This is a genomic window from Bradyrhizobium sp. LeoB3 (assembly GCF_055456055.1).
In genome coordinates this window covers 485,849-510,069 of record NZ_JBVBEF010000001.1, presented here as the reverse complement: position 1 = coordinate 510,069, position 24,221 = coordinate 485,849, and the positions used below count along the sequence as shown (strand labels likewise).

General features: G+C 63.3%; 26 protein-coding genes. All 26 read right to left on the bottom strand.

The features are described 5' to 3' along the window. Positions 1-8 precede the first annotated feature (8 nt). On the bottom strand, positions 9-536 hold the full coding sequence (locus ACZXDY_RS02275; protein ID WP_464344301.1) for a hypothetical protein: 528 nt from the start codon (positions 534-536) through the stop codon (positions 9-11). Beyond that, positions 536-919, bottom strand: a complete 384-nt coding sequence (locus ACZXDY_RS02270) for a hypothetical protein (protein ID WP_464344300.1) — start codon at positions 917-919, stop codon at positions 536-538. The genes ACZXDY_RS02275 and ACZXDY_RS02270 overlap by 1 nt, the downstream gene beginning before the upstream one ends. A 382-nt stretch (positions 920-1,301) precedes the next feature. Next, entirely contained in the window at positions 1,302-3,926 is a 2,625-nt protein-coding gene (locus ACZXDY_RS02265; RefSeq protein WP_464344299.1) for a phage tail protein, read from the bottom strand. Between the two features lie 4 nt (positions 3,927-3,930). After that, positions 3,931-4,392 carry a GNAT family N-acetyltransferase gene (locus ACZXDY_RS02260; protein WP_464344298.1) on the bottom strand — a complete coding sequence of 154 codons (462 nt, stop codon included), beginning with the start codon at positions 4,390-4,392 and terminating at the stop codon, positions 3,931-3,933. After that, a complete protein-coding gene (locus ACZXDY_RS02255) occupies positions 4,389-5,054 on the bottom strand; it encodes a hypothetical protein (RefSeq protein ID WP_464344297.1) in 666 nt (221 codons plus the stop codon). The genes ACZXDY_RS02260 and ACZXDY_RS02255 overlap by 4 nt, the downstream gene beginning before the upstream one ends. Beyond that, entirely contained in the window at positions 5,051-5,680 is a 630-nt protein-coding gene (locus ACZXDY_RS02250) for a hypothetical protein (protein ID WP_464344296.1), read from the bottom strand. The genes ACZXDY_RS02255 and ACZXDY_RS02250 overlap by 4 nt, the downstream gene beginning before the upstream one ends. Positions 5,681-5,682: 2 nt before the next feature. Further along, a complete protein-coding gene (locus ACZXDY_RS02245; protein WP_464344295.1) occupies positions 5,683-7,584 on the bottom strand; it encodes a hypothetical protein in 1,902 nt (633 codons plus the stop codon). Positions 7,585-7,733: 149 nt separating this feature from the next. Further along, the gene (locus tag ACZXDY_RS02240; RefSeq protein WP_464344294.1) at positions 7,734-8,066 is read right to left on the bottom strand and encodes a hypothetical protein; all 333 of its coding nucleotides are present in this window, start codon (positions 8,064-8,066) and stop codon (positions 7,734-7,736) included. 43 nt (positions 8,067-8,109) lie between these two features. Beyond that, positions 8,110-8,511, bottom strand: coding sequence for a hypothetical protein (locus ACZXDY_RS02235; protein ID WP_464344293.1), 402 nt, complete (start codon positions 8,509-8,511; stop codon positions 8,110-8,112). Positions 8,512-8,548: 37 nt separating this feature from the next. Beyond that, the gene (locus ACZXDY_RS02230; RefSeq protein WP_464344292.1) at positions 8,549-8,986 is read right to left on the bottom strand and encodes a hypothetical protein; all 438 of its coding nucleotides are present in this window, start codon (positions 8,984-8,986) and stop codon (positions 8,549-8,551) included. Positions 8,987-9,099: 113 nt separating this feature from the next. Then, positions 9,100-9,414, bottom strand: a complete 315-nt coding sequence (locus tag ACZXDY_RS02225; protein WP_464344291.1) for a head-tail joining protein — start codon at positions 9,412-9,414, stop codon at positions 9,100-9,102. A gap of 6 nt (positions 9,415-9,420) precedes the next feature. After that, positions 9,421-9,750, bottom strand: coding sequence for a DUF2190 family protein (locus ACZXDY_RS02220; RefSeq protein ID WP_464344290.1), 330 nt, complete (start codon positions 9,748-9,750; stop codon positions 9,421-9,423). A 104-nt stretch (positions 9,751-9,854) separates the two neighbouring features. Continuing rightward, positions 9,855-11,492 (bottom strand): phage major capsid protein, encoded by a 1,638-nt coding sequence (locus ACZXDY_RS02215; protein WP_464344289.1) that lies wholly within the window; start codon positions 11,490-11,492, stop codon positions 9,855-9,857. Positions 11,493-11,590: 98 nt separating this feature from the next. Next, positions 11,591-12,289: a head maturation protease, ClpP-related gene (locus ACZXDY_RS02210; RefSeq protein ID WP_464344288.1), complete on the bottom strand. Its 699-nt coding sequence runs from the start codon at positions 12,287-12,289 to the stop codon at positions 11,591-11,593. A 6-nt stretch (positions 12,290-12,295) separates the two neighbouring features. Next, positions 12,296-13,810 (bottom strand): phage portal protein, encoded by a 1,515-nt coding sequence (locus ACZXDY_RS02205; protein ID WP_464344287.1) that lies wholly within the window; start codon positions 13,808-13,810, stop codon positions 12,296-12,298. Continuing rightward, the gene (locus tag ACZXDY_RS02200; protein WP_464344286.1) at positions 13,810-14,040 is read right to left on the bottom strand and encodes a phage head-tail joining protein; all 231 of its coding nucleotides are present in this window, start codon (positions 14,038-14,040) and stop codon (positions 13,810-13,812) included. Before ACZXDY_RS02200 ends, ACZXDY_RS02205 begins: the two co-directional genes overlap by 1 nt. 385 nt (positions 14,041-14,425) lie before the next feature. Beyond that, on the bottom strand, positions 14,426-15,067 hold the full coding sequence (locus ACZXDY_RS02195; protein ID WP_464344285.1) for a P-loop NTPase family protein: 642 nt from the start codon (positions 15,065-15,067) through the stop codon (positions 14,426-14,428). Positions 15,068-15,077: 10 nt separating this feature from the next. Next, positions 15,078-17,126 carry a terminase gpA endonuclease subunit gene (locus ACZXDY_RS02190; RefSeq protein WP_464344284.1) on the bottom strand — a complete coding sequence of 683 codons (2,049 nt, stop codon included), beginning with the start codon at positions 17,124-17,126 and terminating at the stop codon, positions 15,078-15,080. A gap of 5 nt (positions 17,127-17,131) precedes the next feature. Beyond that, a complete protein-coding gene (locus tag ACZXDY_RS02185; RefSeq protein ID WP_464344283.1) occupies positions 17,132-17,725 on the bottom strand; it encodes a MarR family transcriptional regulator in 594 nt (197 codons plus the stop codon). 102 nt (positions 17,726-17,827) lie between these two features. Continuing rightward, positions 17,828-17,950 (bottom strand): hypothetical protein, encoded by a 123-nt coding sequence (locus ACZXDY_RS02180; protein ID WP_464344282.1) that lies wholly within the window; start codon positions 17,948-17,950, stop codon positions 17,828-17,830. Position 17,951: 1 nt separating this feature from the next. Next, entirely contained in the window at positions 17,952-18,701 is a 750-nt protein-coding gene (locus ACZXDY_RS02175; protein WP_464344281.1) for a hypothetical protein, read from the bottom strand. Then, positions 18,701-18,901 carry a hypothetical protein gene (locus ACZXDY_RS02170; RefSeq protein WP_464344280.1) on the bottom strand — a complete coding sequence of 67 codons (201 nt, stop codon included), beginning with the start codon at positions 18,899-18,901 and terminating at the stop codon, positions 18,701-18,703. Before ACZXDY_RS02170 ends, ACZXDY_RS02175 begins: the two co-directional genes overlap by 1 nt. A 476-nt stretch (positions 18,902-19,377) precedes the next feature. Beyond that, positions 19,378-20,295: a hypothetical protein gene (locus ACZXDY_RS02165; RefSeq protein WP_464344279.1), complete on the bottom strand. Its 918-nt coding sequence runs from the start codon at positions 20,293-20,295 to the stop codon at positions 19,378-19,380. Between the two features lie 293 nt (positions 20,296-20,588). Beyond that, on the bottom strand, positions 20,589-21,032 hold the full coding sequence (locus tag ACZXDY_RS02160; RefSeq protein WP_464344401.1) for an ASCH domain-containing protein: 444 nt from the start codon (positions 21,030-21,032) through the stop codon (positions 20,589-20,591). Positions 21,033-21,046: 14 nt separating this feature from the next. Then, positions 21,047-22,897 (bottom strand): DNA primase family protein, encoded by a 1,851-nt coding sequence (locus ACZXDY_RS02155; protein WP_464344278.1) that lies wholly within the window; start codon positions 22,895-22,897, stop codon positions 21,047-21,049. Beyond that, entirely contained in the window at positions 22,884-24,146 is a 1,263-nt protein-coding gene (locus tag ACZXDY_RS02150; RefSeq protein WP_464344277.1) for a DUF7146 domain-containing protein, read from the bottom strand. The genes ACZXDY_RS02155 and ACZXDY_RS02150 overlap by 14 nt, the downstream gene beginning before the upstream one ends. Positions 24,147-24,221: the final 75 nt, after the last annotated feature.

Here is a 24,221-nt window from a genome sequence, read left to right as displayed (position 1 = left end):
CAGCCTTCTTAGGTAAAGTTCTTGAAGATCGCGTAATTGATGTAGATGGTGTCGAAGTGAGCCCTACCAATGAGAACATCGAACGTTTGCGGAGTGAACGTGACCCCAAGAAACACGTTAGAGCAGATCGCTCCGCCCGACCCTTTGTAGCCCTGCACATTGACATTTGTTGTTGAATCGGTTCGCGTCGGTGTCATCAAAATCCCGTTGTCAAAGACCGGAACGACTCCGCTGCCACCGTCAGAAACGCCGTACCACGCTGGCGCGCGGTGCATCGTCATGAACAGCGGAGTTGCACCGCCGGGGTCTGTGACCAAAACGACCGGGCCAGCCTGTTCCTTCACGTTCTGAGGCGAAGGGGCTGTGTAGTCTCCGTCTAGAATCGGCGTCATCGTGAACCAGCCGTTTTGCGATATGCGCAAGGGCGGTTGGTTTGCGTCAAAGATCAAGTTGTCGAACTGCGCACCACTGGCACTAACGCCAGGCACTGAGACCTTGAACGTTCCGTTCGCATTGATGATCACGCGTTGCGCCATCAGAACACTGCCGAATAGACGAAGTATTTGACCGGCAGAAACGTCGAAATGGTCATAGACGCACCATTGCTATTGATTGTCGCTGTCGACGACGGGACCGACGCCAGCGGCGACGGGCGCAACGGACCCGGTCCGGTCATATGACCAAACACGTTGTTGAAGTCATATTGACTCGTCAGGAAGACAAAAGGACGCTGACTCAATCCGAGCGGGACGGAGGTGGAGCCGGCAGCATGGCCGATCGCGATCAACTGCGAAACTTTGGACGTGATCGACATGATCAACGAGCCGTCGGGCGCAGTATATGCATCAACGCCAGGTGGCGAGACGAACACGCCAACATCGCCGTTTCCGCGTTTTCCGACGACAATTCGCCTGCTCATCCCGACAACACTGGAAGCTTAAAGACAGCATACAGAATGGCAATCGAACCAACGTTACGAACGCTCGCTATGCCACTCGGGGTCACAGTCGCGGCGATCCCAACCTGATGGCCGCTAGCGTACACGCCATCATCGTAGACAACGTCCCCGCTGATTTGCCGGACTTCAATGTATGGCGTGTAACCAAGGCTCGCCCACGTCGGGAGAGACGGTAGAACCGCCGTGCCAACCATGTGAGTTTTAACGATATCGTTCCAATTGCTATCGAACGAAAAACCGCCTAGCGCACTGTTTCCGAGATACGCGTCAACGCCAGGCAATGAAACACGCAAACCATAATTGACGCCATCCGCATATTTGCCGAGCACAACGCGCCGAGCCATCAGCTATTGTCCGAAATGATGATATTGGCGTTGTTCAAGTCGATGAACATTTTGGTCGCGGTTGGATCGGCCAACGTGCCCGCCCTGATGTCGCCCGCGTTGACGGTAATCGCGCTCAGTGCCCCGACACTCATCATGTATGCCTTGATCGTCCCACTCAGGATCAGATTTCCGTTGATTCCGACCGATGGAACCCCGCCGACCAGTCCCGTCGCGAAAAGATCATAGGGCGCATCGCCGTTGTAGCCCGGCAACTGAATCTGCACGTGATCCGCCGCCATCACGAAGGCGCTCGACCCCTCGCCGCCGTTGACGAGTTGAATTCCGGCGACTGCGCCGGAGGCGGTAACCTTCACAGACCAGGATGCCGCCGCATAGCCGTCGAGCGTTGCAACGGCCTGCGACACCGTATTTACAGACGAGAACGCCGGACCGAAGGTCGCCGAAACTTCCGTTTTGAATTCGGCGAGCGACGATTCCGCACCTACGGCAACAGTTCGCACTTCCTCAATTTGCGCCATCGCCGCATCGGACCGCGCGGCTAGCTGGCTGCGCACCTCTTTCTTGTCGAGCCATCCGCGAGCATCGCCGTCAGACGCGATCGCCGCGATCTTCTGCGTGATCTGGTCGACCTTGTCGTTGATCTCGTCCATCAACGTCGTGATCTGAGCTCTAATCGCCGCCTCGAAATCGGCCAGCGAAAGGCGCACGTCGTCCGTTGTGACGTCGAGCCAGTCGGACCACAGCATATCGCGCGGAATGGTCGGAATGTAGCGGCCGCGCGCCTGATAGGTCGTTTGCGGAAGCAAGCCTTGCGACACGATCACGGCGCCGGCGCGCAATTGATCAGTGCGGCCCCTGGTGACCGGCGACTGGTCTTGCTTAAGGCGGACCTCGTACATCACGCCGTCGACGCCGGCGGCGTTGATGTCCCATCCGAGCCGGATCGCCGGCCGTCGAGCGAGACCGTCGGCGTCGTAGAGAATGGCCGCCTCGGCGAACCATGCGACGATGCCTTGCGGAGCGGGATAGACGATGCCGGTCGGCCCCGTGGTGACCGGACGGAAATCGACATTCTGATCCCAATCATAGTCGCTCGGGTCGACCTCGGTCAGGCTCAAGCCAATATCGAGGTTGGCCCTGTCGACCGCTGCGTCGACGCGGAAGCTCTTGCCGTCATAGCCGTTGCGCACCGACGTCCACGCGCCAACGTCGCCAGGCTCGACAAGCCAGAACACCGGCGGCAACACGATCGTATGCGTGCGCGCGCGCTGCGCTTCCTCGATCGCCGATTTCTGTAGCCGCTGCACCTGCGCCGGATAAGGCACCATGTCGAAGCTAGGTGCGGCCATCAAGCGACGGTTGCCGTCCTTGGCCTCGAGATCGGTCCGGTAGTAGGCCGGCGCCGTCGCGGTCTGCCAGGCCTGCGCTGGATCGGGATAGGTGCCTTGGATGCCGTTGACGCTGTCGGCGAGCGCAAAGAACGGCTTGTAAACCTGTTCCTCGGTCGACAGGATATCGTCATCGCTAAAGAAGAACGTCGGCGAGTCCGGCGCGCCGAGGTGGATCTTGTAGAACCCGCCGATCTCGGAAAGCCGGCCCTGGCAAGCCGTCAGAAACGACTCAATCGCGTTGGCCGGCTGCGTGTTGATGTTGATCTGCGCGCCGGATCGGTAGGTTGGCTCGGGTCCGGACACGCCATCGATCGGCGCCCGGCACTTTGCGATCTGCTCGATCCAATTAAAGCCCGGCAACCGCGCCGCGGCCGTGCTCTGCAATCCGTACAGCCACTGCCCGTTGTAGCGAATGCCGCGCAGCACGTTGTAAATCTGCACCGCCGGCAGATTGTCGCCGTCGCCGCCCCAGGTCGACGGATCGGAATAACGATGGCCACCCGCACCGCCGACAGTCGAATCCTTGGACGGATCATAGAGCGGAATGCCGGACAGCTCGAACAGGCACTGCGGAAACCCGGTAAAGACCGTTTCATTAACCAGCGCGGTGACGATCACATAGGCAACGCCGGTTCCGACACGGGTCGCACCATACGGGCGATCGATCGACGACACATTGGCGACCAGGTTGGGATCGGCCGTCGTTTGCGTCCCGTCATAAAAGGTGACAGTGAGGTGCGGCGCTAGGCTGTCCGGATAGTCGGGGTCACGTGGCTTGACGTATTCCGGGATCTGCACGGTCACGCCGGCGCCGGCGAGCGCGCCGCCGGGCAGCGTCACCTTTTGCCCATTGATCCAAAGACCGACCAGCTTGGTGCGCGGCAGGTCAGAGAGGGCAATGACCTGTGTCAGATTGGCGTTCGGCGTACCGCCGAGCGCCACCTCGCCGCCGCCCCAGGTGTTGGCATAGACCAGCGAGCCGGCCGTGACCGAATAGCCAAGCGGGAACGCGCGCGGCACATCCCCGCCGCCGGCAAGCTTCCCCTGCACGCCAAAGCTGTCGGTCGCCGCCGAGGCGTTCGCCTGGTTACCGGACAGCGCCTTCGCCGCATAGCTCAAACCGATCGAGGCCGCGAGGCCGAGCCCGGCGGCCAGGATGGGCACAGCGATCGTGCCAGCGAGGAACGTGCCGGCGAGCAGCGCCCCAGCTATAGCGGTGAAAATCGCCATGGAATTAGATCGCCTTCAGGAAGTGCTTTTCGGCCGCGCGATAGCCGCGCCTCACGTAGAGTTTCGCAACCTCTGGATCGTCGCCCATGCCAGCCATGCCGACAAAGGCGCAGCGCTTTGATTCGGCCCAGGCCTCATAGGCGTCCAGCATGGCAATCGCTGCTCGCCCGCGATATCCGGGACCGATCCACCACACCGACTCGCGCGCGATGTAGACCGGCCCGAACGGATGCTCATAGGCGAGCGCCATCAAAACGCCTTGCGCAACGCCACCGACATCATTGACAACGCAACAGGCGTTCATCGCCTGCAAATGATGGTCGAACAGTCGTGCGGCATAGTCGGGACGGAACGGAAACGCGAATCCGCTGGCCCCCGTAGCGTCCTCGAAACCAGCGGCCGCGTGCGAGTCCTTCAGCAACTCGACCACACGCGCGCGGTCGGCGGCCACTGCATCCCTAATCATCGGCCGAACTTCGACCAAAATGACTGTTGGGTGCGGACCGGCCCGCCCTGCCGGCCCCAGAATTGTTCCCAGGTGCTGACGACGGCCACGTCTGCATAGAAATCATCAATCGGATTGCGCAACCGCTGCGATGCATCCGATCGCGTGTCTGGATTTGACCGCGTCAATTCCTGCGTGTTCGACGTGCAGGTCAGCGTAACGTTCCCGGCCTTGCCAGCGCCCGGCGTCGTGATCGGCGCCTCGTCGATGGTGCCGGCAAAACGCGGGATCGCCGGCGCGACCAGCACGCGGCTATCCGGGTCGAACAGACCGCGGAAAATCTCGACCTTGCCCTGCTTGCAGTCATACTGCCGCACCAAGGCGTTGATGCGATCGGAGATCTGCGACAGCACGACGTTGACGTTTTGCACCGTCAGCGACGACACCAGCGGGATATCCGAGATCGAGATCAGCGCACCGGCGCCGCGGAACGTGCGCGCCACTGTGCCGCCGGTATCGGGATCGATCACATCGGCGGCGATGTCGCCGACATCCGACCAATAGCCATCAGTGACGGCCGCGCCGGTGTCGCGGGTGCGCACCACAAACCAGATGAAATCCCGCGCAACCAGGCGGCGCGCCTGCAGCGCGGCATAGTACGGAGGAGGAGCGAACCGAGTCATCCGAGATACTGCCCGATCTTGAAGCTCAGTGACATCGTCCGCGCCGTGACCTTGGTCGGCGGGTTGACCGATCCCGGCAGCAACGTGAACAGGCCGGCCGGCTTTTTCAGCCGCACAGCCGCGCCGGTCGTAAAGCCGGGCCGGATATGCGGCCGCACCTCGAACTGCGGCGTCAGGCCACCGCCGCCGGCGGTAGCCGTCTCCATCACCTGATGCAGCGCGCGCGACGCCCCGTAGTCGAACGACAGATAGTCGCCGACCGACAGCGTAAAGCTGGCCGCCAGACCAGCCAGCGCCAGCGCCTTGGTGTTGGCGTTGACGCTCGCAAGCGTCGCGGTATCGCTGAATACGCCGTCGGCATGCGCGCGCGGATACGGCCGGCGCACGTCATAGGCCTCGAACGTGTGAACCACGCCGTCGAGCGAGTTGAGCAGCGCCTCGAACGCCAGCGCATCATCGTTGCCGAGCGCGACGGTGGTGAAATCACCAAACCAGAGCGCCGGCCCAAGATCCTTGCCGATCGAGACACCGCTTGCGAGCGAGCTCAATTCCTGTTGCGGCACCAGGCGCAGCGGCGCGTTCGCATAGCGGACCGCCATCAGGTCCGTGCGCGGAAACGTGATCATGCCTAGATCGTCCTCGCCGTTCGGCCCTTTTGCACCGCGATTGCGACGCGGCGCTCGAAATCGGCCCGGTCGCGCGCGATCTGCGCGCGCAGCTCGTTGATGTCGTCGGAATTGCCGCTGACATTGTACTGGGGCGCAAAGGTGAAGTGATTGTCACCGCCGCCCTCACCGGCCATCGCCATCGAGATGTCATGCGGGATCACGCGCGAGCCGGTTGGCAGATCGACGATCTCGCCGCCCTCCTCGTTGATGATCGACGGCCCCCCTGGCGCATAGCCGGTGCCGCCGGCAAACTTCGGCATGGCGTAATCGCCGACCATCACGGTCGTCGGCGCCGAGCCGGACCCGCCAAGGCCGAACAGGCTCAGAACGCCAGACCCGGAGCCGCCAAATGCTGCCTGCCAGAGCTTGTCCGCCGCCATCTCCGACAGCTTGTCGGCAATGCGGCCGAGCCCGTTCAACATCGCATTGGCGAAGGCATCGGCGACTGACATGCCGTTGCGCAGGTTTTGCGTGAACTCGGTGAATACTGCCCGGTTCACATCCTGCCCGGTCGCCGAAATCTGCCGCAAGCCGCTGTTGAAGCGCATTTCGGCGGCATAGGACGAGTTCAGTGCCGCCGGAATGTCGGTGCCATAGACGCTCTTGAGCGCGTTGGCGATTTGCACGTCATCCTGCGTCAGGAACGCGGTGCCGCGGTCGAACCGAATGTCGCTCGCCACCTTGGCCCGCGCCAGGGCGTCAGCCGCGGCGCCGGCGTCCTGCGCCAGCCTCGCGATTCGTTCCCGCAATTGGTCGGTTATGGGAACGCCAGCCTCTTGCGCGACCGCGAGCAGCTTCGCCTCGGTCTGCATCCGCTCGATCGCGCCGGCGCCGAGGTCAACGGCCGCCGCATTGGCCTGCACCTCGGCGGTATGCTTACGGATCGAGACCGCCGCACGATCGAACGCTGCCTGACCCTTGTCATCCGGACGGTTCGACGGCGTCTTGGTCGCGCCATAGCCGACCGCGTTATAGAACGAATCAGCGTCGGTCTGCGACAGCGTCCGGCTGGCGTTCGGGTTGTTCATCAAGAACAGCGATTGCTGCGCCGTCTTGTTGCCGGCGAGCGCCGCAGCGCCAATCGCGAGTGCGCCAAGATTTTCGGCCGCACGGTTCTTCAGGTAGTCCCAAAGGCCGCCGCCCTGCATCCCGGTGATGCTAGACCAGATCCGCTGCAGCTCCTGGCTTTGCTTGATGACCGGATCGAGGTCGGTCTTGGCGATCTTCTCCAAGCCGGTTGCGCCGGCCAGGATGGCCTTGACCATCGCGGGCGCCGCCTGCTGGCCGAACGCATTGGTCGCGATCTCGAGTCGCTCGGTCTCGTTGCGCGCGTTCTGGATGTAGCCGGCGACCTGCTTGTAGACATCCTCCAGCGGTTTCAGCCGGCCGCTCGCATCATTGATCGAGGACCCGTTCAGCTTGAACAGGTTTTCCAGATAGCCGCCGTCGCGCGAGGTGGTGTCGAGCTGCGTGCGCAGCGCTTTCAGTGCCGAGGCTGCGTCGGTCGCCTCGCCGCCGACTTTCTTGACCGCCGAGGCGAGGCCGGCAACGTTGCCGGCCTTGGTGCCCACTTCGTCAGCGGCATCGCCAAGTGCGGCGAGGTCGGACACCGCCTTGATCGTCGCGACGCTGACACCGGCGATCGTCGCCGCGGCGGCGACATAGGGATTCGCCAGCATCCGCGCCGCGCCGCTGATCTGAGACAGGCCGCCCGCCTGGCCGCCGGCGAGGTCGGCGACGGCCTTTTTAAGTTGCTCGATGGCGCTCTGCCCGCCCTTGGCATTGGCAATAAAGCTTTGCCAGGCCGAGCGCGTATTGTCCGATCCTTCAAGAACGATCGGTAAAACTTCGGCCTGCGCCATCGATCAGGTGCCCGTCTTTTCGCGACGAATTTGGTAGAACGCCCACCACTCTTGAAACTCAGTGACGGGCATGGTCGCCGACAACTCGGCGACCGTCATGCGGAGACGATCCGCGAGCGTGAACAGGAACAGCCGCTCCGGATCGTCTCTCAGTTTTTTTCGACTTGCTCCGTCGTCGGCAGAGCCATCATGCGTACCGCGATGCGCGAGATGATCTGCGGTGCGACGGAAAGTTTCAGCGCCGGCTTGTCTTCCAGCGTGAACATCTTCTTTCCGTCGGCGTCGATCGACTTCATCATGACGATTTCGAGATCGTCCTTTGCGACACCGCCGTCGAAGATCGACGCGCGTTCATCGACCGTCAACGGCTTCCAGAACACGCGCATAGGTACGCCGTCGACGATCCATTCCGGAATGTCGATGTGCGGCGTGCCGAGGCTCTTGAAGTGCGCAACGGCCGCGGAAAGATACTTGTTCGTCATGTCGGGAGTCCCCTGTTCGCTTTACCTGATCAAAGCCGGCGGATTAGGTCGCGACCGTGGCCCAGGCCAGCGGGCCATTGCCCTGGAAAGAGAACGTCCGCGACACGACGGCGCCCTTGTCGGCGTCGACCGAATCCTCGGTGATGGTCGCCTTGCCGGTCAGATAGTTCGCACCCGTGCTAGCGCCTTCGGGATAGAGATTAAGTACAACCGAAGCGCCAGCAACCAGCACTGCCTGGCCGCCGGTGTCGCCCTGATAGGCGTTGCAGGACAGCGAACCGGACCAGGAATTGACGGTCTCACCCTCGACGTGGGTTTCCCAATCGTCGCCCATCGCCGTATCGTTGGCGACCTGCGCCGAGGTCTTGACCGAGAACTTGGTGACTTCGGCGACCGCATTGGCCGCGATTTTCACAACGCCATTCTTACCGTGGTACGTGGCCATCGGCGGTTTCCTTTCAGAGCTGTTGAGGTGGTTAAGATCAGACCGCGGCGCCGGGCGCGGACTCGCGGGTTCGGTAGACGACGCGCCAGTCGAGCGCGACCTCGCCGGCATGTGCATCGCCCGGCGCCTGCGTATTGATCGTGGTGCCGATCAAGGTGATTTCCTGCACCAGGCCGCCGAGTGATGGATCGGCCACCATGGCCGGCTCGGCCTCCAGCGCCATATCGTCGAGCGTCCCGTCGGGCACGGATGCCATGATCACGCGGCCCTCGGTGCGCACGGTCAATTCCCGGCGCAGGATGCCGCCCATGGCGTCGGTGTCGGAGCGCTCCGAACGCACATAGACCAGCCAGCTCGGCGGATGATTGGCGGCAAGCGGCCGCGTGCGGCCCTCGAAAACGTTGCCGCCGGTGGTCGGCAAGCCGGTCAAGGCCGCGACCATCGCCGCGCGGATCTGAGCGCGAACGTGAGGCATCAGGCGATCAACCTATGAAGCACGATGCCACCGCGACCAACGCGACGGCGTACAATAACAGGATCAGGATGGCGAGGTACGCGACCGGATAATGACCCGTCATTCGCAGCTCCTCACGACAGGTTGCAGACGATCATACCCTTGCCGTCGGGCAGGATCGGCGTGGTGATCTCCATCACCTTGCCGTCGGCGACGCGCTGCGCGGTGTCGCCTTCCTGCGGCTCGGGGATGTCAGCCGCGCGCAGGCTCAATTCGGTCTTACGCATGTCGACGCCGGCATTGTCGCCGATCGTGACACTCAGCGAGGACTCCCACCAAATCGCATTGATGCGCTTGGTGATGCCGGTAGAGACCGGCGTGTAATCGACGGCCTCGCCGAACACGGTCGGATCGGTGAAGATGTCGGAGAGACCGTCGAAAACAGACATGGCGCGTTAGCCGATCGGCGTGAACGAGACCTGACCGGCCGCATCAGCCGCCAGCGCGTCAGCCGCGGCAACGCCCCACTTGGTGTTGGCGGTCGCGGTCTTGGTGAACCGCTTGTTGGTGGCGTCCCAATAGAGTTGATCGCCCTGCGCCCATGCGGTGCCGGTTTCCTTCGGAAGCGAGAACACGCCACCGCGCAGCAACGGCACCTTGGCGCCGATGGCCGCGCTATAAACGGCGACGCCACCGATCGAGCCGACCAGAACGAAGTCACCGCTGGTGACGGCGGCCGATGCCGTGACTTCCAGCACCTTCCCATCTTGAACGAAATTCTTCATAGGATCGAATCCCCTGCTTTGCGCGGCATCCGCGCAGCGTTTACGACGAAGGCCGCGCGATCAGCTCGCGCGGCCTCTGCGATGTCGGATCAGGCTGCGAGCGCTTACGCGCCGGCGCCCTTGTAGAAGCCGCGGAAGTCTTTCAGCGTCACGCCGGCGTCGATGCGCACCTTGAATTCCACACCGTCGACGTTCCAGCCCTCTTTCTGCTCGAGCACCGGCGACTGCACGCCGTTGAGGTATTCGACATCGAGCGTGTCGAACTGGTTCGGGTTCGCGGCCAGATACCAAGCGGTCGTCGAATTGACGTCGAGACGCGCCTCCGGAACCACCTCGGCCATGTTGGCGACGCGGTTCGCCACCGCCGGGTTGTCCTGGCCGGGCTCGGCCTGCGAGGCAAAGGTCTGGTTCGCCTTGCCCTGCAGCGTGATCGGCACCAGGCAGTAGGCCGGACGGATGTTCAGCCCCTGCTTGATGTTGTCCGGATCAGCCTGCTTGCCCATTGCGGCACGGCCGGCGTCGAGCGAGTCGGGCGACAGCACCGAACCGGCGCCGGTCGCCAGGTTCTTGTGGTTGGCGTGGAACAGCGCCGTTCCGTCCGGCGCCACGGCGTTGCTGGTCAACACCGCATAGACCAGGTTGCCGATGGTGCGCTTGGAGGCGTTGCCCATCTTGGCCGGGATCTTGGTGAAGGCCGACAGGTCATCGTTGATGATCGCCTGGCGCGTGATGGCGAACATCTTGCCGTAGGTTGCCAGCATGCGGGTCACGCCGCGATCGGACATCGACGCGTAGCTGTATTCCGCGCCTTCGTCGACCTGCGACAGCGACGGGAACAGGCCGAGGTCGACCGCCTTCGCCGGCTTGAAGTCGGTCAGCACGCCGACGCCGGTCCAGAGCTGGAAAGTCTCCGGCGCCTCCTCATAACCCTTGAGCAGCGCCTTGTTGGCGACGTTGGCAAGGATGTTCGAGAAGTCGGAGGTGGACATCGCACCGGCCATGATGACCGGCCGGAACGCGGCCGCGACCATCTCCATCGGATCGCGCGGAATGTCGCGGATGCCGCGCACTTCCAGCGACATGCGCGCCAGCTCGCGCATCGAGTAAGCCGAGAACTCGTTGTGCTCGCCATCCTCGGGAAGCTTGCCGCCCTTCTGCCGGAACATCGGCACCTTGGCGACGATCGCGCGGCTGACGCCGGTCACGAACTTGTCGCGGGCATCTACGACCACCGAGGCATTGCCGTTGGCGCCGGGCTTGCCCGCATTCTGCGCCTTCGCCATGGCATCGATCAGCGCATCCTTGGCCGCCTCATGGGTGGAGCTCGCCGCGACGATCTTGTTCAGATCGCCCAAGGCAAGGCCCGAGACAGAGGCCGACATATAAAACTGCTCGGCCCAGGGCTTGGCGCTCGCGGTCGGCTTGCCGGCGGCGTCGGCGATCTTCTGCTCCTCGGCAGCGATCTTCGCCTCGACATCATCGCGCTTGGCGACCAGGTCGGCGTGCTCCTTCTCGATCCTAGCGATCACGTCGGCGGCCAGGCCTTCCTTGATCTCAGCAAACTTGGCCTTGATCGCGGCGACGATGTCGACGTGCTCGGCGCGTAGCGCGACCAGCGCCGCCGAGGCGGTCGCAAGACCGTCGTGGTGCACGTGCCCGAACGCATCGGGCGCGATCAGAACTGCAACAGCCGCGAGCGCGGCCAGGGCAGCGAACGCCGCCCAACTGCGGAAACCCTTCATGGTTGATTCCTTTAGGTTGATTGCGCCGGGCCGTGACAACGCCATGAACCTGCGGCCCGGCGCCGGGCACAGGATGGCGGACTCAAAATGCTTGCGATTTACGCCCGCTCGCGCGCGCGCATCCGGGCCAGCACTGCGGACACGCTCGACTTGACGGTTTCCGTCGCGCTCGCCGCGACCTGTGCCAGCGACTCGCGCTCACGCCGGCGAGGCCGTTGCGGAAGCGCGGCCGGCGCCTTGGCATAGATGCGATAATCGAACTCGGCCTTGGCGACGGACTGCTCGGCAAGCACTTCGGTCGCAAAGCCATGATCCTTGGCTTCCTTTGCGGTCAGCCAGGTTTCGGCCTTCATGATAGTGCGCGCATCGGCCTGCGTCTTGCCGGAGGCGCGCGCATAGACGCCGGCATAGTTCTCGGCCAGCTTGTCGAGCACGGCGATGTTGCGCTGGTGCGCCGCGACGTTGCCGACCGTGATGGTCGCCGGATCATGGATCATCATCATGGCGCCATCACGCATCTGTCGGTCGGCGCCGGCCATGGCGATCAGCGATGCGGCCGAGGCGGCGACGCCGTCGACGACGATGGTCACCTTGCCGGGGTGCGATTTGAGCAGCGAATAGATCGCCATGCCCTCGGTCGCTATGCCACCGCCGGAATTGAGGCGAACGGTGACATCGCCCTCGCCATGCTCGGCGAGCGCGGCCGCAACATCGTTGGCGGTAAAGCCGCCGTCCCAGGTGTCGCCAACGTCGCCATACAGGTGAACTTCGTCGTTCACGAGAATGCTCTGATCCATCACGCCTTACCCCTGATTGTCGGTCGACGGGTTGTCGCCCTGGTCGCCGCCCTCATCCGGAGGCGGCGTGAGTTGTTCGGTGCCGCGCGTCGAGAGCGGCTGGCGGCCATCGCTGTCGAATCGCAGGCCGAGCGCGTCGGCACGCTTGTTTTCGTCGGCCATTTCCTGCTCGACCGTCTCCGGATCGTAGCCAAGGGATCGGGTCTGTTCGCTGCGCGAGGCCAGGCCGGCGCGAACCGCGTCGCGCATCGGCGGAATTTCATCCTTCGGCGACACCATCTCGCGCGCCGGCGGCGTCCAGCTCAGTCGCGGATTCGACGACATCGGACCGCGGGCGATCGTGACCGCCTGCATGAACCAGTCGGCCGTTCCGCCACAGAACTGCGGGATCAACATATGCCAGCGCCATTGATCGGTTTTGATGTTGAAACCGATGCGGCCGAGCCGGCCGGAAATGAAGCTGACGCCGGAGAGGTCGCCAGTGCCGACCTCATAGGGCACGCCATAGGCGATGCAGATCTTGCGACCATAAACCATTTCGAAGTCGCGAAAGCCGTTCATCAGCGGCGGCGTCGCGGTGGTTACCTGCGATCCGCTCGGCAACTGCTGAATGATGCCCGGCTCGAGCCGCTCGATCGGCGTGCCCGCTGCGGTCCTGGCGCCGCTCGCGGCCGCGGCGAGGCCGCCGGCATCGGGACCGGTGAAGAACACCGCAAAGCATGCAGCGATCTTCTGTCGCATCAATTCGGCTTCCTCATAGTTGGCGAGGTCCCACATCGTGATGACGCCAGGCGCGCCCCACGGCACGCCGCGCTGCTGACCTGGCCGATCGACGCGATAGATGTGCCGCACGTCCTCGACCGGCACGCGGCGAGATTCCGGAAACTTCCAGGTGATGCCGCCGCCGGGATGTTCGTCGAACAGCCAATAGGCAACTCGCTGGCCGTTCGGCGTGAACTCGATTCCCTGAAAATAGATGTTGCCGCCCGGTGCCGGGCCGTTGCGGCGATGGTCGAGGTAGTCGCCCTCCAGCACCCTGATCTGAAACGGCAACGGCACATTGCGCGAGCGCTCCGGCACATAGCGAACGATCAGCACCTCGCCGGATTCGACGACGGTGCGCATCGCGAGCGACTGCAGCCCGTAAATGTTGGTGCGGCCGTCATAGTCGATCGCCGTGGTCTCCAAGTGTTCGGCGATCAGCGACTGCAGCGTCGCCTTGTCCTTTTTGTACTTGGCCTTGACCGACGGCATGATGCCGGCGCCGACCACATGCCCCTGAATTTCGGCATGGATGTTCGAGGCGATCGGGTTGTTGCGTCCGAAGTCGCGGCACACGTCGCGCAGCCGCTCCATCGACATCGCGACTTCGGTGTTCGCGCTGGTGCCGCCGATCGGCTTCCATGACGTGCGATGCGTGCGCGCAGCGCCGTCATAGTGCATCAACGCCTGGCGCGCTGCCATCCGCTTGACGGCGTGAACTGGCGCGACTGCGGCGACAACGCGATCGAGAACGTTCATCAGCGCCACCGACCGTTATACAACGGACCATGCCACAGCCCGCTATCGTAAGAACCGACGACGCGCGTCACGGCGGCGTCGCCCTTGACCTCGCGGGTCATGACGTCGCGCAGGCGCAGCAATTCGTCAAGCGAGTGATAGGTGACCGAGCCGGACTGATACTGCACCGTCCTCACGCCCTTCTTGATCGCCGCGTCGAGCGCGTCGAGGTCGCTTTGCGTCCAAGCCATCGGATCAGGTCCTCACAGAAACAAGGCCGGCGACGATCGACGTCGTGGCCGGCGCCTCGAACAGGGTACGCGTACAAGGGACAAGGTCGCGAACAGGGCCGTCGAGGGATACGCCGTCGCCCGGCGCGCCGATGCAGGCTAGTTGCCCTTGGCCGGCGGGTACGAAAGCCGCCTTCACGCCCCTGCATCAGAAACACTCAAGCCGCGGCCGAACGATCGACCGCAGCCTTGCTTGCCCATCGTCGGCAAGCGAGTAGCGGCCGCACCGAAGTCGGCCGCTTCATGAATTCAGCTCATGCGCGAAACATGCGCGTAAGAAGCCGGCGCGGCGCACCGAGCACAAGCGCCAGCACAAACGGCGCGGCGATGGCTGCGGCGATCGTCGTCATTGCGCGGCAAGCCCCGCCTTATCGAATTGCGCGAACACCTGGCCGAGCCAATGCCGCACTTTGCCGGCGAGCACCGGCGAGGTGGCGCCAGCATTGACGTAGTCGAAAAACGACTTGCTGGCCGCGTCGACGTTCTCGCAAGCCCGCGCGTCGAGCGGCGGGATGTCGAGCGCTTCCGGCGGAAATGCGAACTTGGTCGCATTGATCCGGTTTCCGACCGGCACATAGCGCGATCCGGCGATCGAGCCGGTCACGGCCTTGATTTCGTCGATCGAATTCTGCGTGTTACCAAGCACGTGAACGATGACGACCGTGCATTTCGACGAATCGATAAACCCGATCTCAGAAAGCAGCTTGATCGTCGGCGACAGCAAGCCTGCGCGAATGTCGACGACAGTGACAACGCCGCCGAGCGTATCGAGCACCTTCATCTGACCGTCGGAGTCGGTGAAATCGACGATCTCGGTCTGCGCGCCGTAGAAGCGCTTGAGCATGCCGCTCGGCGCTTCGTTCTCGGTGTCGAACGCACGCGCCTCGATACCCTTGCTCTTGAAATATTCGAGGAGGCAACGCGACACCATCGTTTTGCCGACGCCACCCTTGTCGGCGCCGACGATGATCAAGACAGGCTTTCCCATGTTGGTCCCCTTAACCGAGCCATCCGCGGCCTCGCGAAATCCAGCCGCGATTTTGTGCCGGTTGCGGCGTTTCGGGCATCGCCGGCGTGTTTTCCGCCGCGATCGTCGCCGTATCGGCTTTTTTCGCGCTGAACAGATCCTGCACAGTCAATTCGGCCGGAACGCCGCGATGTGCGGCGAGCGCGGCCCAATCTTCCGCGGTCGACGACGACATGCCGAGATATTCGGCCAACGCGTTGCAGCCGACGTAACAATCGAGCCAGTGGTTCTCACCGTTCTTGACCCATTGCCGACCGGTCACCTTGCCCTTGAAGCGGATATCCTGCAGCGACTCGGCCGTGATCTGGCGAAAGAACACGTCATCGAGCCAGGCGCCGTGATGGCAATAGCCGCTCGGATACTCGACCGCGTCCGGCTCGCGCACGCGATGCAAGTCGAAATAGTGCGTCGACTTCAACGGCCAGGTGCCGAGGCCCCAGACCTTGCAGCCCTCGCGAATGACCTTGCCCGACAGGCTGATGTCGACCAGCGTCGGCGCGCCGATCGCAGGCCGGTTCCAGCCCTTCAACCCCTTGGTCGCCAGGATCACGTCATGACCTGACATAGGGTGCACGCGCTGTTGCTTGCGCACCCAGGAATAGACCACGTGCGAGCGGAAGCCGGAGTCGACGCCGAGCGCGTCGATCGTCCGCTTGCCCCCAAAGGCATCCGGAAACTCGCGCGCGAGCACCAGCTTTTCCAGCTTCTCGAACGCATCTCCGTCGGGCTTGGCCGTGTCGCCGGAGATGTAATCCGCGTCGACGACCCATCGCTCGCGGTTCGGCGCGTGCGCGATGACAAGATACCAGATGCCGCGCATCTGCACGTCGGCGAACGCGGTCAGGATCAGACCCTTTGGCGGCACGTGCCCGCGGGTCAGTTCTTTCTCGCGCCGCTCCATCAGGCGCACATGATCCGGCGCGTCGCCGCCGTATTTGTACGGCAGGCCGAGGTCGAGATTAGCGAACGCCTTTTTCTCGGACTCGGTTTTCGCGCCGCGGCAATCTTCGGCGATTGCCTCATAGGACATCATCAGCGAAATGAACGCGTCGATATGAAAGCCAGGATGGTCAGTGACCTCCGGCCGGTTCGCGATCCACTCGCCGGCGCGCACCGCTAGCACGCGCTCGGTTTCGCTGATGTAGTGGCCGCAGTGCGGACACTCCATGGCGCTTTTGTACGGCGCCTTGTCGTCGATCCGGAACCGATCGAACGTCTGATAGAACACGCCGCCGCACTCGGGGCAGGCGATGTTCCAATAGCGCTGATCGCTCTTGCGGAACGATCGGTCGATGCGGCAGTGACCTTCGGCCTCGGCAATGTCGAGATCGTCGAGACCCGAGTCGACCTCCGGCGTCGAGATTTCGAGGATCTTCCAATCCTTCACGCGCCGATGCGCGGTGAAGCGACCGAAGAACAGCTTTTCCGGATCGCCGAAACCGGGGATGTCCTGCCATTTCGACAGCTCATCCTTGACGCCCTTGCGAACCGTGATCATGGAAAAATCCATGACGCTGTTCGCGTTGCCAAGCGCCAGAAAGCCGCCGGCAAACTTCTTTTCATACGTGGTCGAGCCGGCGCCGGAGCGCGACATCTGCGGCAGGATCACAGTCCGCTTGACGTGCTTGTGAAAAGCATCGGTCAGCGGCTGAAACTTGGTGTTGTTCAGCGCCTTCAGCGCGTCGATACCCGGCACGCCGTAGAGCATGTTCGCCGGCTCGCGGTCGGCGACATAGAGACACCATCCAAGCGCCAGGATCGAGGCGCCGGACTGTTGGCACTTGCGGACCGTGACCAGGTTGCACGGATGGTCATCGGACAGGCACGCGGCGATGCCCGGTAGATATGGTGCACCCTCGGCGCTCCATGGCTCGCCGGCTTGCGGGCCGTCGATCAGGATCAGGTTTTTCGGCAACCACTGATCGAAGGCCAGCCGCTCCGGGGGACGAATCGACTGCGCCAGGCGATCGGCGATCAGATGGCGCGGGTTCGGATGCCCTGGCAGACCGCGGATCAGCATTTCACTTAAGCCGCGGTGCCGGCTTCCTGTTGCTGCCCCTGCGGTTCCTGTTCGAACTCCGGCGCCTGGCCGGCGATGGCCGCGAGCGCAGCCGCGATGTCCTCGCGCATCTTCTGCGCCAGGTTCTTCAGCGCGACGCGAACGCCGTGCGCGCCATCGCGGCCGACTGCAGCGGCGAGGTCATCGGCCGCTTGCGGCAGCCGGTCGACGATGCGCGCGATCTCGGTGCCGCAGTCGCTGACAGCCTCGATCACGCCGGCGACGCGCACCAGATCCTTTTTCAGCTCGCCGAGCGAAAGCCGCTCGCGCTCGGCAGCGATCCAAGCCTGTTGCCTGCGCGCTTCGTCATAGGTGTCCGCGCGCTGCAGCGGCAATTCGTCGGCCGCCGACGCCGGCGCCTTCTTTGGCGCCTGCGCCTTGCTCGGGTCGGCAAACTGCGCGCGCAGGTGATCGTAGGCCGCGACGTTGACCGACACGATCCGATCGCGCGGATCGCGCGCGACCTGCAGTCCGTGCGTCTCGGCCAGGCGCTTGACCGTTTTCGAAACGGCCTGTTTCGAGATCCCGTCACGCTCGGCAATCTGGCCGATCGACCACATGACCGCGCTCGGTGCGCTGTCAACTTGCGTTCCGGTTGTCACTGTCAACCCTGTCAACCGTGAAACCGGAATGGTCTCACTGGAAAACCCGCGGGGTACGAATTACCCGCGGGGCGGCCGGGTCCGGGAAGGACCCGAGCCCGGCCAGTGCCAATCGATCACGCTCACCAGGACGAGCAGCGCGGTCGCGAGCGCGAGCAGGCTGATGATCTTGTCGACCGCCATGCTAGGCCGCCTTCCGTTCGCTGTTGCCATACTGCGCCATACCCATGCGGAAGTGCACGGCGAAGCGCTGCGCGAACACCGTCTTTGCGGTCTCATAGAACGGAAACCGCTTGCGATAGCGCGGCTGCCCGACGAACAGCAACAGCGGCTGCAGCGCCTTGCTGCCGGTGCGGCGATAGATGCCGTTCGGCGCGCCATTCACGCCGCGCAGGACGAAATACGTGCCGCGGCGCGGGTTGCGCTTCTTTGACTTGGCTGTCGTGTTCGACAGCGGGTCAGGGTTTGCGCCGAGACCTGACAGCATCTGCGTGATCAGCGATCCCGACAGGTTGCCGTAAGCATCGAGCGGCGCGCCACGCGCAGGAACACAGAACTCATCCGCGCGCAAAAGGCCGGCGCGCTCAAGCGCACGCTCGAAACCTTTCTTGACGCGTGAGCCGCCCTCGACCTCGGGACCGAGATAGCGCCAGGCCGGGACCGAGCCAAAGCCATCCTTGAACGCGACGACGGCCTCTAGCTCGCGCTTAGTAGCCGGCCGCACATAGAGCGCATTCAACGTGAAGCGAGTCGGTCGATCGAACACCCGCGCCATCACGTCGATAGCCCCATCCCTGATGTCTTGCGCTGTCTTGGTCAGCGCATAGGCCGTGACGAAAGGAATGTTCTCTCGCTGCACGTAGTCGAGACGCTGCACAAAGGCGTTGATGTCGCCGGCGACGTTGAGAACAAAGCTACCGTTGTTCGAGGCCATCAGTACGTCGCGCTGACGATGTCGGCCGCAACAGCATCTGCGTTGCGTGATTCGCGACCACGGATGACACGCCGCTCGACGACGAACTGATGAAAGGCGACGCGACCAGGAACGCGAACGGTGATCGCACCATCGCTGTCGATCGCGATCACCGAACCGCGCACGTCGACATAGTCGCCGACATTGATCGCGTCGCTCATCTGCATCGCCTCGAAAATTGTCGCGCGACTCTTTCGCCGTCGCGCTAGCGTCGAGATATTACACCGATCGAACGGTGCGCCGTCAGTGGCAGCTACTCGCGGAGATTTACAACCGTGCGATAGGTTGGCCGTCAGGCATTCATGTTGCTGATAACCCGTTCAACGATTTCCCTGCCATCCTCGGATGGTGGAGCAGCGCCGGGTTTAAATCAGCGTTGCGTCAGCAGTAGGATGCAACAGTGCCCCAAGGGCTTAGGTTGCTATGTCATTCGCGCCCTATCCTAATGAGCGCTTAGCACCGAACGAAACCAGGAAACGGGAAGCGTTACTTCTCGCGCATGGTGAATGTACCTCACTAAAACGAAAACCCGACGCTGGCGCGCCGGGCTCCCCGATCGGGTTTTTCGCAGGGTCGGGTCTATGTCAAGAACCCCGTTCACCTCAAGACCCCCCTGCCCCCGATATGCAGGAAAGGCCTATTTTGCAGCCATTTCCTCGCGTTTTTTCAGATTGGCCATGGCGGCACGTCCGAGCCGCTGATCGCGCATCTTTGCCGATTCGCGGGAGCGCGCCGGCGGCGCATAGCGTTGCGGATGCAGCGGCAAAGCAATGCTTTCGGCGCTCGAATTTTCCGACACAAGCACGCGCGCGGTCGACGCCGGCTCGCCAGTACGCCACGGCGCAAGCGGTGCGCTCGGCATCAGCGCATCATGATCAGCGAGGCTACCGGCGAGCGCGCGCGCAAGCTGCACAAGCGCATTGTGCCAGGCAACGTATTCAGCGCGCGCGTGGCCGATCGAGATCAGCGACGGATCGCCCCACTGCAAGGGCGAGCGCGGCGACATCGCAAGATCATACACGCCGCGCATCATCGCAGCTTTGCCACGACGCGGCATCAAATCGACGATGTCGCCATCGACGTCGGTGCCGATGACGCGCGGCCGCTCGCGCAAGCTGCCGACTGCATCGCGAAACTGTGTCGTCGTGCGATACGACGTCGGATGTTCGAATTCCCATTTCGGTCGCGAGCCGAGCACAGCCTTGCTCAACACGATCGCTTGCGGATTGAACGTAGCGCGCATGATCGCATCGATCGCATCGCCCGCGATGGCAGCGAGATCGCCGAACAGCGCCTCGACCTCGATGCGATCATCGAAGCGGCTTTCGTTCGGCAGCATCTCGATCGCATAGGCGATGACACCAGCATCAGGATGCGCTTCGCCGGCGACAAAGCCGAGACCATCGGCAGGCGCTCGCGAGGTGTCAACGCGCACGCCGAGCGCACCGAACCGCGCGATCAAATCCCATGCCGAGGTCGAGACCGCGCGCCCCTTCGGCAACTCCTCACGCAACGCCCACTGCACCAGCTTTTCGATGTCGACCTGTTTTTTCATGCTTCGCCCCTTAGAAGTTCCAATATGAACGGCTTGTGTCGGGATGTCGGGTTAGTGTCGGGTTATGAGCAACCCGACACAGAATTTTTGTCGTTAGATTTCATCAGCTTAATTTTTTTTCGTGTCGGGATGTCGGGTTGAGGGAGCTATAGTCGTGTAGAGTTAGGTTTTGATTTTTTGGCCCCCGCACCCCGTATGATTTTGCTTACGATATATTCCGCTCTAACCCGACATCCCGGCACTGCCATCGCCAAGCACTTGAAGCGCAAGGCGAAAGAGCGGTGTCGGGTAGATCAGCGACCCGGCACCGACTCGACATCCCGACACGGTACTGCCCGCACAGCATCGGCGACGCGCCGGCAGATATCTGCGGGAAGCGCAAAAAATCCAAGCTGCCCGCGGCATGGCACCAGTGGCAACGCGAAGGCATCTCGGAGGACGAAACCGTATCGACCGAAAAACCATTGGCTATCCATCTTCTCGACGCAATCAACGATGCGCATCATGCCGACGACACCACCGCGCGGCATTGTCGCTTGCTTCGGATCATCCATATCGAGTTCAGTTTTGCTGACACCAGCATGGACGATGACCCAGCCCCGACCGCGGGTCGACCAATCCCGATTTTCGACGTCCTTGCCGTCGTGGAAAATGTGATGCGGATAGGGTTGCTTGATCGACAGCGCCTTGATCTCGCCGCGCTCGATGCGATCTCCGAGTTCCGAGTAATTGATCATCGACAATCCCTTGGTCACAGCGGCACCTCCTCATCTGCCGGATGCGGCGGCTGCTCGCCGCGCGGTTTGCCCTTAGGCACGTCATGCAGGCGCACGTGCAGATAGACGCGGCCGGCGTTGCGCCGTTCTTTTAAAAATCCCTTCTGCGACATCGCGGTCGCAAAGCCTTTTTCCTTCCACGGCCGCACGCCGTTCTGCCAGCCCCAGGCGGAAAACGCGTCGTACATATCGCGCGCCGACACTACGCTCGCGGCCGAACCGTCGCTGTTGCCTGGCACCATGGTGACGCAGTCATTGAGGAACGAACCGACCGGGTCCATCTCCTCGCGATAGGCCGCGGTCGCGTCGATCACTTCCTGCGGCGTGCGCAGGCCATGGTTGAGGTAGTCGAGCGCGCCGGCGATCAGCCAATTGAAAATGCCGCTGCGCTCGGACCACAGCTCGGCCAGCACCTCATCCATCGGTCGTTTCTGTGAATCCGGAATGGTCACCGGCCACGGCACGAAGCGGATGCGCCGCCAGATGCCATGATCGACGCCGCCGATCTCCGGCTTGTGGTTGCCGGACAGCGTGAGCTTGAAGTCAGGTCGAAACTCGAAAAAATCCTTGAAATTGTGCCGCGTCAGCATCGGCTCGCCGCCGGTCAGCGACTTGATCAGCGCTTCCTTGAATTGCACGCCGCGCTCGGGTTCACTCGCGCGCACCAGGCGAGCGCCTGGCAGCCGCGCGATGTCAGGCGAGGCCTGCGATCCGCTCTTTTGCGTGTCGCCGGCGAGGCTTTCGAACGCGATCGTCGCGCAATAATCGCCCATGATCCGCGCGACCACCTCGGTGAAGGTCGATTTCCAGTTTGAGCCAGTGCCGTAGTTGAACACGAGGCACTGCTCGCCGGTCAACCCGGTCAGCCCATAGCCGTGGTAGCGCTGCAGGAACGAACGCACGTTCTCGATCGGCTGGAATTTCTGCACCGCCTCCATGAAGCGCGGGCACTTCGCCTGCTTGTCATAGTCGACCGGTGCAATCTTGGTGATGCGATCGGCGCGGTTGTGCGGCCGCAGCTCGACGCGCCAGCGCTTGACGGTGGCGCCGGTGTGGTCGCTGGCGTCAGGGTCCGGCACTTCGTCACAAACGAAATAGAGCGTGCCGTTCTGCACGTTGAACGCCAGCTTATCGGCATCAAGCCCGCCGATCTCGACGGAGCGGTGCGGTTCGGCCTGGTCGATCATGCCGCGGATCTTGCCGGCGTTGCCTGACGACACCGAATATTTGCGGCGCGCCACCTTGCGCCCGTTGATGGCGTCGCGCACTTCGTCGCCGCGCTTGATCAGGCCGCGCAGCATCTGCCGGCGCTGCTTGTCGCCGTCATCCTTCGGCTCGCCGTCCTTTTCCATCACTGCCAGCGTGTCGCGCGCGTCGCTTGCGGCGTCGAGCAGCCGCTGCTCATTCGGCGTCGCCGCCATCACATCGGCTTCCAGCACGATGCGCTCGGCGACCTTTTGCGCCATCAGGATCGCGGTTTGCTGGCCGCCCTCGCGAGTCCAGCGCTTGCCATCCCATGCATGCCAGCCGACATCGCGCACACTCAAGATGTCGTCGCCGAACCAAGCGAGCAGCCGCTGACCGTTGCCGGTGTCGTTCTGCGGCTCGAGCGAGCAGCGCTCGATGGTCTCGCGCGGCAACTGGTCGGCGTCATCCGGCATCTGATCATCCGGCGGCACCACATCATCATCATCGGCCCCTACCCCTTGGGGTTCCCCCGTAAAAGCGGGGTGCGGGGCGGACGGATCGAACGCGGCGTAGTCGTCGCCGGATTCGATGATGTTGGCGATGTGCTGGAACGGGTCGTCGCTGTTATTGGCCGGCATTTTCTCTGTCGCGTTGCAGTAGATCGTTGAAGTCAAGACCCTCCGGCGCGAATCGAACGCGCACCGCGCGCCCATCGCGGGAGTGCCTGGCGCGCGCCCGTTCGAGAGCGTTGTGCGTCATGAACGGCTCGCTGTCGCCGTCGCCTAGCAGCACCAGCTCGACGATATGGTCGGGCACTGGCATCGCCGGAGAGGAAGGATCTGCAGTCGGCCCAGGAACGCGCTGCGCGCGTCCCTGCGCCGTCTTTATTGTTGGGTGCGCGACCGTTCCGGTCGCGCGGCCGGCCAGGTTGCCAAGGTCGACGCCCGATCGAAACAGCGTGCGCGAGAGGTCACGGCCGGTGCGCTTCAAGGCGGTATAGACCGCAAGCACGGTCTCGATACCCTCGCCGGCAACCATCCGTGTCGCGGCGGCCGGCGCGCAACCGCCGAGGTCGATGTAACCGCCCTGTTTGGTGCCGCGGACCTTTTTCGATTTCAGGACCTCGCCGGTGTCGGGATGCACGATGCGCGCCTTGCCGAGACCGTCGGCCGCGAGCCACGTTGTATGCAGCCCGGCAAAACGGCCGTCCGGCCCGATAATGGGCGCCAGCATCGCCGGACCGCGATGGATCAGCAGCGGCTCGCGCTCACGGCCGTCGGCGAAATAGGGCATGGATGGATGCCAGCCGAGTCGCGTCCGCGGCGGCGGTCGATCGAGACCACGCGAGCGGAAATAGCGATATAGCCCCTCGGCCTGCTCAATCGGCGTAGCTTCCTGCCAAAATTCCCACAATCGTTTCCGCTCGCGCTCGCGCGCGAACGTCGCGTAATCAGCGCGTCGCTTGCCTTCTGACCAGCCGGCGCACCAGGCCATGCGCAATGCACCATCGGCACCGAACGGCGCCGGCACATCGCCCATTGGCTCGCCATTCTGGAACGCGCGCAGGCCGGCCCTGCGCGCGATCTCCGGCGTCGGCTTTTCCTCGCGCGCGCCACCGAGGCGCTCGAGCGCGGTCTTGAAGTCGACGCCCTCGCGCCGCTGCACCAGACGGATGACGTCGCCACCGTCAGAGCACACCGCGCATTTCCAACTATCGGAGTCGCACTCGAACCGCGTCGCCGCACGCGACTGCGGATCATCCGAGCAGATCGGGCACGGCCCGATGAACAGCCCGCGCCGGCGCACGCGCAAGGCAACCCACTGCCCGGCGACCTGGTCGACCGGGTTGCGCTCTTTCAGCGCGTTCAAGGCGTCGTCGCTGATCATGCGCGCAGCCCCGCATCGAGGCGCCCGCCGATCCAGCGCATCACGTTCACGGCAATAGAGAAATAGGAGATCGAG

Bases quoted from the DNA above. Each gene is read 5' to 3' on its own strand.
- ACZXDY_RS02240 (WP_464344294.1), bottom strand. From the start codon at position 8,066: ATGACGAACAAGTATCTTTCCGCGGCCGTTGCGCACTTCAAGAGCCTC.
- ACZXDY_RS02165 (WP_464344279.1), bottom strand. From the start codon at position 20,295: ATGAAAAAACAGGTCGACATCGAAAAGCTGGTGCAGTGGGCGTTGCGT.
- ACZXDY_RS02260 (WP_464344298.1), bottom strand. From the start codon at position 4,392: ATGATTAGGGATGCAGTGGCCGCCGACCGCGCGCGTGTGGTCGAGTTG.
- ACZXDY_RS02220 (WP_464344290.1), bottom strand. From the start codon at position 9,750: ATGAAGAATTTCGTTCAAGATGGGAAGGTGCTGGAAGTCACGGCATCG.
- ACZXDY_RS02265 (WP_464344299.1), bottom strand. From the start codon at position 3,926: ATGGCGATTTTCACCGCTATAGCTGGGGCGCTGCTCGCCGGCACGTTC.
- ACZXDY_RS02245 (WP_464344295.1), bottom strand. From the start codon at position 7,584: ATGGCGCAGGCCGAAGTTTTACCGATCGTTCTTGAAGGATCGGACAAT.
- ACZXDY_RS02170 (WP_464344280.1), bottom strand. From the start codon at position 18,901: ATGAGCGACGCGATCAATGTCGGCGACTATGTCGACGTGCGCGGTTCG.
- ACZXDY_RS02210 (WP_464344288.1), bottom strand. From the start codon at position 12,289: ATGGATCAGAGCATTCTCGTGAACGACGAAGTTCACCTGTATGGCGAC.
- ACZXDY_RS02235 (WP_464344293.1), bottom strand. From the start codon at position 8,511: ATGGCCACGTACCACGGTAAGAATGGCGTTGTGAAAATCGCGGCCAAT.
- ACZXDY_RS02225 (WP_464344291.1), bottom strand. From the start codon at position 9,414: ATGTCTGTTTTCGACGGTCTCTCCGACATCTTCACCGATCCGACCGTG.
- ACZXDY_RS02160 (WP_464344401.1), bottom strand. From the start codon at position 21,032: ATGATCAATTACTCGGAACTCGGAGATCGCATCGAGCGCGGCGAGATC.
- ACZXDY_RS02270 (WP_464344300.1), bottom strand. From the start codon at position 919: ATGAGCAGGCGAATTGTCGTCGGAAAACGCGGAAACGGCGATGTTGGC.
- ACZXDY_RS02195 (WP_464344285.1), bottom strand. From the start codon at position 15,067: ATGGGAAAGCCTGTCTTGATCATCGTCGGCGCCGACAAGGGTGGCGTC.
- ACZXDY_RS02185 (WP_464344283.1), bottom strand. From the start codon at position 17,725: ATGTGGTCGATCGGCCAGATTGCCGAGCGTGACGGGATCTCGAAACAG.
- ACZXDY_RS02255 (WP_464344297.1), bottom strand. From the start codon at position 5,054: ATGACTCGGTTCGCTCCTCCTCCGTACTATGCCGCGCTGCAGGCGCGC.
- ACZXDY_RS02190 (WP_464344284.1), bottom strand. From the start codon at position 17,126: ATGCTGATCCGCGGTCTGCCAGGGCATCCGAACCCGCGCCATCTGATC.
- ACZXDY_RS02205 (WP_464344287.1), bottom strand. From the start codon at position 13,810: ATGAACGTTCTCGATCGCGTTGTCGCCGCAGTCGCGCCAGTTCACGCC.
- ACZXDY_RS02175 (WP_464344281.1), bottom strand. From the start codon at position 18,701: ATGGCCTCGAACAACGGTAGCTTTGTTCTCAACGTCGCCGGCGACATC.
- ACZXDY_RS02200 (WP_464344286.1), bottom strand. From the start codon at position 14,040: ATGGCTTGGACGCAAAGCGACCTCGACGCGCTCGACGCGGCGATCAAG.
- ACZXDY_RS02250 (WP_464344296.1), bottom strand. From the start codon at position 5,680: ATGATCACGTTTCCGCGCACGGACCTGATGGCGGTCCGCTATGCGAAC.
- ACZXDY_RS02150 (WP_464344277.1), bottom strand. From the start codon at position 24,146: ATGATCAGCGACGACGCCTTGAACGCGCTGAAAGAGCGCAACCCGGTC.
- ACZXDY_RS02180 (WP_464344282.1), bottom strand. From the start codon at position 17,950: ATGGCGGTCGACAAGATCATCAGCCTGCTCGCGCTCGCGACCGCGCTG.
- ACZXDY_RS02155 (WP_464344278.1), bottom strand. From the start codon at position 22,897: ATGCCGGCCAATAACAGCGACGACCCGTTCCAGCACATCGCCAACATC.
- ACZXDY_RS02215 (WP_464344289.1), bottom strand. From the start codon at position 11,492: ATGAAGGGTTTCCGCAGTTGGGCGGCGTTCGCTGCCCTGGCCGCGCTC.
- ACZXDY_RS02230 (WP_464344292.1), bottom strand. From the start codon at position 8,986: ATGCCTCACGTTCGCGCTCAGATCCGCGCGGCGATGGTCGCGGCCTTG.
- ACZXDY_RS02275 (WP_464344301.1), bottom strand. From the start codon at position 536: ATGGCGCAACGCGTGATCATCAATGCGAACGGAACGTTCAAGGTCTCA.